Source organism: Streptomyces sp. PA03-3a (genome assembly GCF_033792735.1).
In the GTDB taxonomy this organism is placed as follows: domain Bacteria; phylum Actinomycetota; class Actinomycetes; order Streptomycetales; family Streptomycetaceae; genus Actinacidiphila.
The window spans coordinates 24,492-31,264 of record NZ_JARAVM010000060.1; the positions used below are offsets into that span (position 1 = coordinate 24,492).

Annotated in this window: 5 protein-coding genes and 3 pseudogenes; 6 read left to right on the plus strand and 2 right to left on the minus strand. The window is 68.6% G+C overall.

Annotated elements, in window-relative coordinates; translation table 11 throughout:
- Positions 1-12 precede the first annotated feature (12 nt).
- Positions 13-970, plus strand: a pseudogene (locus tag PV342_RS38660) (transposase); the annotation flags it as partial.
- A 325-nt stretch (positions 971-1,295) separates the two neighbouring features.
- Positions 1,296-2,033 carry a hypothetical protein gene (locus PV342_RS38665; RefSeq protein ID WP_500320844.1) on the plus strand — a complete coding sequence of 246 codons (738 nt, stop codon included), beginning with the start codon at positions 1,296-1,298 and terminating at the stop codon, positions 2,031-2,033.
- A gap of 290 nt (positions 2,034-2,323) precedes the next feature.
- On the opposite strand, the pseudogene PV342_RS38670 reads toward PV342_RS38665, so the two are convergent.
- Both PV342_RS38670 and PV342_RS38675 read right to left on the minus strand, forming a co-directional pair.
- A pseudogene (locus PV342_RS38670) lies at positions 2,324-2,995 on the minus strand (nitrilase-related carbon-nitrogen hydrolase).
- Positions 2,996-3,108: 113 nt separating this feature from the next.
- Complete coding sequence (locus PV342_RS38675; RefSeq protein ID WP_500320846.1) at positions 3,109-3,303, minus strand: nitrilase-related carbon-nitrogen hydrolase; 195 nt, start codon at positions 3,301-3,303, stop codon at positions 3,109-3,111.
- A 138-nt stretch (positions 3,304-3,441) separates the two neighbouring features.
- Between PV342_RS38675 and PV342_RS38680 the strand changes: the two are divergent.
- From PV342_RS38680 to PV342_RS38695, 4 genes and pseudogenes are all read left to right on the plus strand, one after another.
- Positions 3,442-4,190 (plus strand): annotated as a pseudogene (locus PV342_RS38680) (transposase).
- Positions 4,191-4,571: 381 nt separating this feature from the next.
- Positions 4,572-4,982, plus strand: a complete 411-nt coding sequence (locus PV342_RS38685; protein ID WP_400805149.1) for a hypothetical protein — start codon at positions 4,572-4,574, stop codon at positions 4,980-4,982.
- A gap of 131 nt (positions 4,983-5,113) precedes the next feature.
- Entirely contained in the window at positions 5,114-5,830 is a 717-nt protein-coding gene (locus tag PV342_RS38690; protein ID WP_500320848.1) for a hypothetical protein, read from the plus strand.
- Between the two features lie 494 nt (positions 5,831-6,324).
- Positions 6,325-6,555 (plus strand): hypothetical protein, encoded by a 231-nt coding sequence (locus PV342_RS38695; RefSeq protein WP_500320850.1) that lies wholly within the window; start codon positions 6,325-6,327, stop codon positions 6,553-6,555.
- Positions 6,556-6,773 lie beyond the last annotated feature (218 nt).

Genomic DNA, 6,773 nt, shown 5'->3' on the forward strand with positions numbered 1-6,773 from the left:
GTGCACAAAGTGGCCGCCAGTATGGAGGCATGGCTGCGCGGGAAGAAGGAGATCGAAGCCGTGTGCCGGGACGGCTCGGCCACCTACGCCGAGGCATTCCGCCGGGCACTGCCCGACGCGGTGCAGGTCAGCGACCGCTGGCACCTGTGGAAAAACCTGTGCGACAAGGTCCTGGCCGAGGTCCGCGCCCACGCCTCCTGCTGGGCCACCGTCAACCCACCCCGCCCCGGCGGCGTCCGCGAGCAGACCACCCGCGAGCGATGGCACAAAGTCCACGCCCTCCTCGACTCCGGCGTCGGCCTACTCGAATGTGCCCGCAGACTGGGCATCGCCCTGAACACCGTAAAACGCTACGCCCGCAGCCCCGAACCGTCCGCCGATCGCATCGTCCCCGCAACCGGCCCACCCTGGTCGACCCCTACCGCGACCACCTGCGCCAGCGCCGGTCCGACGACCCGGCCGTCCCCGTAACCCACTTCCTGCACGAGATCAGGGAACTGGGCTACACCGGCAGCGCCAACCTGCTGGTCCGCTAACTCAACCAGGGCCGCGCCGAAGGCGACCGCCCCGTCACCCCCCCGCCGCCTCACCCGGCTCCTGCTCACCCACCCCGGCCACCTGCGCACCAAGCACACCGAACTACTCGGCCCCCTCACCACGGCCTGCCCCGAGATGACCCAGCTCACCGCCCTCATCCGCGACTTCGCCGCCCTTCTGACGCCCGCAAGCCGCAACGACTCCAAGCTCACGGAATGGATCGCCCAGGCCCGCTGCGCAGGACTACCCCACCTGCACAGCTTCTGCAACGGCCTGGAGCTCGACCGCGCCGCTGTCAACGCCGGCCTGACCCTCCCCTGGAGCAACGGCCGCACCGAAGGCGTCAACACCCACACCAAGCGGATCATGCGACAGATTGCACGGCCGAGCAGGATTCGAACTCCTCCGCCACCGCATCCTGCTCAGCACATAGGCACCCACCGTCACCACCAACTACGGAACAGAGCCGTTCAATGGACAGAACCCCGCTTGGGCCTTGCCATCAAGCAAATACGCGCATATGCTCGTATCTCATGGACGCGGTGCCTTCCGCTGCCCAGAGGCCCGTACTCCGTCCCGCCGTGCGATCGGCCGCGGGAGACGGAACGACCGCACGCCCTGCGGCGATGACGCCGAGGGCGTCGGACGCGCCGACCGGTGACGCCGGTCGTCCGCGTCGGTCATGTGTGTGCCTGCGGCCGCCCCGTTCGCCAGAACAGCGCGCAGGGTGCGGCTGTGCTTCAAGTGAGGGAATTTTTATGTCTTTCAAGAACGTCAAGACCGTCAAGAACGGCGTGCTTGCCGCGGCTGCGGTGGTAACCATCGTGGGCGCCGTGAGTGCGGGGGCGACGGTCACCGCGAACGCGGCCACCCCCGAGTGCGGCGACGGCTGCATCAAGATCTACAGCGCCAAGTTCGGCACCGCCGAGCGGCCCAACCTGGTCGAGACGGTCTACCAGGGCGTTGCGAGGGTCGGACAGCCCACCGCGATGTACCCCGTCAGCACGTCCAACCGAGCTGGCGACATCGTCGGTCACCGCTCCGGTACGGTGACCGACTTCTACAAGGACGGCCTGGTGTCCGCCGAGGTCAACAAGCACTACGGCAAGCTACGCGCGGTGGAGGTCGAGTACGCCCCGCGCGGCATGCGCACCGGCCTGTGCGCGGGCCTCGCCCACACCGCCTATCAGGACGAGGGCCTCACGCTGCAGAAGTGCGGCATGTCGGCCAGGACCGTCTGGATCATCGACACCGCCGACTCGCCTGACACCACCTCGCAGGGGCACTTCCCGCTGGTCAGCGGTTCGACCACGAACTTCACCCACCCCTATGCCATGACCTTCACGCACAACGCGTTCCAGCGCGGTGGGCACACGCACGCGGGTCACAGGCACAGCGGCCACTGTGCCGCCGTGCACAATCAGATCCGGGTCGAGAGGCTGATGGGCAACCCCTCCCACGTGCCCGCCGGCCAGCTCTGGGGAACCACCAAGTAGCCGGCCCTTACGAGCTGCCGAATAGGCCGGTGGTGCCGCCTGACGGGGCGGCACCACCGGCCTTCCCGTACCCAGCCGTATGGGCGCGGCCTGACTGGTCGATGGTGACGCCCAGGCACGGCCGTGCGATGCACGTCGGTGCATGCGGCGTGTGCCTCCGAGTGAACTCCCGCGGCATGGTCCGGTTCGCGGAGGGACCCCGGTCGGATGACCGCGGTCCCGTGTATGCCGGTGCTGGCCCGGGGCGCGGTGGCGCCCCGGGCCGTGACCGAGTCAGGCCGAAGCGCGCCTCACTGGGCGTCCGCCGTGGGGTCCTCTTCGACCGCCGGGCCGGAGTGGACGCCGGCCTGAGCGGCGCGCTCGTGGAGGTGGGCCGCCGGTGTGCGGTCGACCAGGTGGCTCAGCAGTTCCGGGCGGCTGTAGTGGCCGCGGGTGTCCGCCAGGCGCTTGCGCCGGTCGATCAGCCCGAAGTCGAGGTCCGCTATGACCTCGCCCTCACCGGAGGTGAGCGGCTGGCCGATGATGCGGCCCTCAGGGTCGACGATGGCGGTGAAGAATCCGCCGGACATCGCGGCGACGGGGCCACCGGTGTCCTTGGCTAGCTGCGCCTGCTGGTCGGCGTCGAGCCACGCGGTTGCGTTCACCACGAAGCAGGCCGATTCCAGGGCGTGCTGACGGATGTTGACCTCAATCTGATCGGCGAACGGCTGGCCGCCGAAGGAACCCGGGTACATCGCGGCGTGGATCTGCTCGCCGTCGGCCATCAGGGCCTAGCGCGCGAGCGGCAGGTAGTGCTCCCAGCAGGCGAGCTGGCCGATGCGGCCGACGGCACTGTCCACCGCGCGCAGGCCCGAGGCGTCACCCTGCCCCCAGACCATGCGCTCGTGGTAGGTCGGCGTGAGCTTGCGGCGGCGCTGGATCAGCGTGCCGTCGGCGTCGAACAGCAGCTGGGTGTTGTAGATGGTCCCGCCGTCGCGCTCGTTGACGCGACCATGCCGGCCTCTCGGGCTGCCGTGGCGATCGCGTCGGTCTCGGCGGACGGCACGGTCACGGCCTCCTCGAGGAGGCGCAGGTGTTACTTGGCCATGGCGTAGGGCGGCTGCACGAAGGAGAAGTAGGGGTAGTACGGGACGACGGTCTCGGGGAAGACCGCGAACTGGACGCCCTGCTCGCCCAGGTCCCGGATCTTGCGTGCGACCTTCTCGACCGTGCTGGCGCGGCTGTAGAGCACCGGGCTGATCTGGACGGCGGCAGCTTTCACGACGGTCATGGTGAATTACTGAGCCTTTTCAGCGGGGCCACCGATCGGGTGACGGCCCACTGGTTGGAGACCGGTGCGAAACGGACGAGGCTCCTCGACGGTTGAGCGAGATGTCTGACGTCTCAACTCTTCTGCCGGGGAGACTCGTTGGTTACGTATCCTGCCGCACTGGACGTGCCTCGTGCGCTGGTTGAGTGGGTGACGATGCTGATCGTCACCCGGGAGGGTGACCGCCGCTGCAAACTCCGACCCTCGCAGCGGGCCCTGGTCGCGCTGGTCTACCTGCGCAAGCACGACACCCTCGCGCAGATCGCAGCCGCCTTCCGGATCCGCGTCGGCACAGCCCACGCCTACGTGCACGCGGTCATCGATCTCCTGGCCCACCGCGCGCCAGGCCTGACCCGCGCCCTGCGCGAGGCAGATGCGGAGTACGTGCTCGTCGACGGCACGCTCGCCGAGTGCGACCGGGTCGGCGACCAACGCGCCGACTACTCCGGCAAGCACCGCCGCCACGGCGTGAACCTGCAGGTCATCACCGACCCACAAGGCGAGATCGTGTGGATCTCCCGAGCGCTGCCCGGCCGCACCCACGACCTGACCGCGGCCCGCACCCACCGCATCATTGCCACCTGCGTCCGCCTCGGCATCCCCGCCCTGGCGGATCTGGCCTACCTCGGCGCCGGCGGCACCTTCGCCACGCCGACCAGACGCCCGCCCCGCAAGGAGCTCACCACCCGGCAAAGATCGCTGAACCGGGCCCACGCCCGACTCCGTTATCCCGTCGAACGCGGCATGGCCACCCTCAAACGCTCGCGCATCTTCCGCCACGCCCGCTGCAGCCCAACCGCCTGTCGTCAGCAGCCAAAGCCATCCTCACCCTGGAAAGGCAACGCTGAAAAGGCTCACTCCTTCTTGTGATGGGCCGGGCGGGCGCACCTGATGCGGCGCCCGAAGGGAATGTCGGGTCGGCGGGAGGGCGCTAGGCTCCGCGCCGTCGGGGCGGCGGCCCCGCCGGATGTCCGAGGCGCGCTTTCGGCAGGTCCTGGTGGACAGGACGCGCGACGCGTAGACCGCAGGTGGTCCCCACGCAGACATTGGGAGCATATGCTCCCAATTACATAGGGGCAAGGGTGGGGGCATTGCCGGTCGAGCCCTCGCGCTTGCCGCGCACCACGAATATGAGTATATGCTCCTATTGCTGACCGGTTCTCCGGCCAGTGGCACTCCCCCCCCCCCGCACGGTCTGGCCCGCGGCCGGATCCCGAAGGAGACTCGACATGTCGAACACCGATAACGGCGACCGCACCCCCGAGGGCCGGTACTACCCGTGGTGGCTGGACAATCTGGCCGACGACGCCACGCTCGAAGGCGGGGCGATGAACGGCACCGCGCGCGGCGCGGAGGCGGTGCGCGCCATCGTCGTGAAGGCCCGGGAACTGTACGAGTTCCAGGACTTCAGCTACACCGACGACTTCGGCGACAACGGCTTCCTCGAGATCTACGACGCCTCGGTCGAGGGCGAACCCATGAAGGTCGTCGTCACGGTCACCCGCAATGACGCAGGTCAGGCCCAGGACCTCGCGGTGCTCCACCGGCCGCGCAACTCGCTGCTGCTCTTCTCCCGCCTGATGCGCGAGAAGCTCGCCGGCACGCCCCTCGCCGAGCACTTCCTGGCAGACGAGGCCTGAAACCGGCCACCCAGGACCCCGTGACATGTCGTCCCGGTCCAGCGGCCCGTGCCGGCCGCTTCAGAACACCGGGATCCCGGGGAGGCCAGTGGTGTGCTCAGGGCAGTTCACAGATGAAGGAGGAACCTGCCATGAATGATCTCGTCACTCACGTCATCGAAGCGCACGGCGGTCAGGACCGCTACAACCGGTTCGGCTCCGCGACCGTGCACTTCCGGGCCGGGGGTTCGCTATGGCGGCTGAAGGGGCGGGAGGGCATATTGCGTCACGCGGCCGTCAGGCTCGACCTGCGGCGGCAGCATGCCAGTCATTACCCCTTCACCGCGCCCCACCTGCGCACATCCCTCACGGCCCGGCGGGTGGCGGTGGAGACAACAGTCGGCGAGGTGACCGCCGAGCGGTTCGACCCGCGTGCGTCCTTTCCGGAGGACGTACGCGCCCCCTGGGACGATCTGCACGTAGCCTACTTCGCTGGGTATGCCATGTGGACCTACCTGACGTCTCCGTTCACCTTCACCTCTCCCGGGTTCGAGACCGCGGAACTGTCCCCGGTCACGGAGGAGGGGGAGACCAGGAGGCGCCTGAAGGTCACGTTCCCGGAGCACATCGCGACGCACTGCCGCGAGCAGGTTTTCCACTTCGACTCTGCCGGGCTGCTGCGCAGACACGACTACACACCCGAGGTCATCAACGCCGGGCCGGCAGCGCACTACGTCTCCGAGTACAAGGAGTTCGACGGGATCATGGTCCCGACCCGGCGCCGTGTCTTCCGGCGGGCCCTGGACGGAAGCGTGTTCCGGGACGTGGAACTCGTCACCATCGACATCGAGAGCGTCCTGTTCATCTGATCCGGGACCGGCGGACCGCATCCCGGAGACCTTCTGCCGGCGTGCGCGCCTCACATACCGCCTGCCGACCCGATGACCCGAGCGCGCGGTCGTGGCGCCGGGTCCGCAGGTGCCGGTCTCGCAGTGAGTCCTATCGATTCACCTGTACGACGAGACACCAAGGAAAGCGACTGATGGCTGCAAACATCTTGTCCCCGTCCCCGGCGCCAGTGGCGTCGCACGGTCTTCGACCACTTGCGCGAGCATGACGTGCCGGTGCGGTTCATGGTCCGCACGTAGGACGAGCGAGCCGCCGAGCTGCGCGGGCTCGATGCAAAGGTCGTCGACGGCGACCTGACCCGGCCCGAGGCGGTGCCGGCCGCACTGCAGGGCGTCGCGCGGATGTACTTCGCGATGCGCGTGTCCCGACCACCTGCCCGACGTGGCCTCCGTACGCCTGCGAGTACGGGAAGCTCGACGGCCTGGTCGACCTGTCGCAGATGACGGTGTCAAAGATGACGGCCACCAGTACTTCGGAGTCGCTCTTCGACTGGTCGGACCTGCCGGTGGTCCACGTCCGGCCCTCGTTCCTGGACAACCCGCTGTTCACGTCACTGGCCGCACGGACGATCCGGAAGAACGACACGATCGCCCTGCCGTTCGGTGCTGGGCGGACTACGTCGCCCGCGTCGTGGCGACCGTCCTCCGCGATCCGGCTCCCCGCATCGGGCAGGTCCACTAGCTAGTTCACCGGTCCGCGCTCGGTCGACATGCACGAGCTGGCCGCGGAGTTCTCGCGTGCGCTGGGCCGGGAGGTCTCGTACGTGGACGTGCCGCTCGCGCGGTGGGAATCTGATGTGCTCGCCTAGGACTTGTCCGGCCGATCATGTGCGGAGCCAGATGACGAGTGTCGCTGCGGTGGCGGTGCCGAGGTAGACGTAGCCGCGCTTGTCGTAGCGGGTGG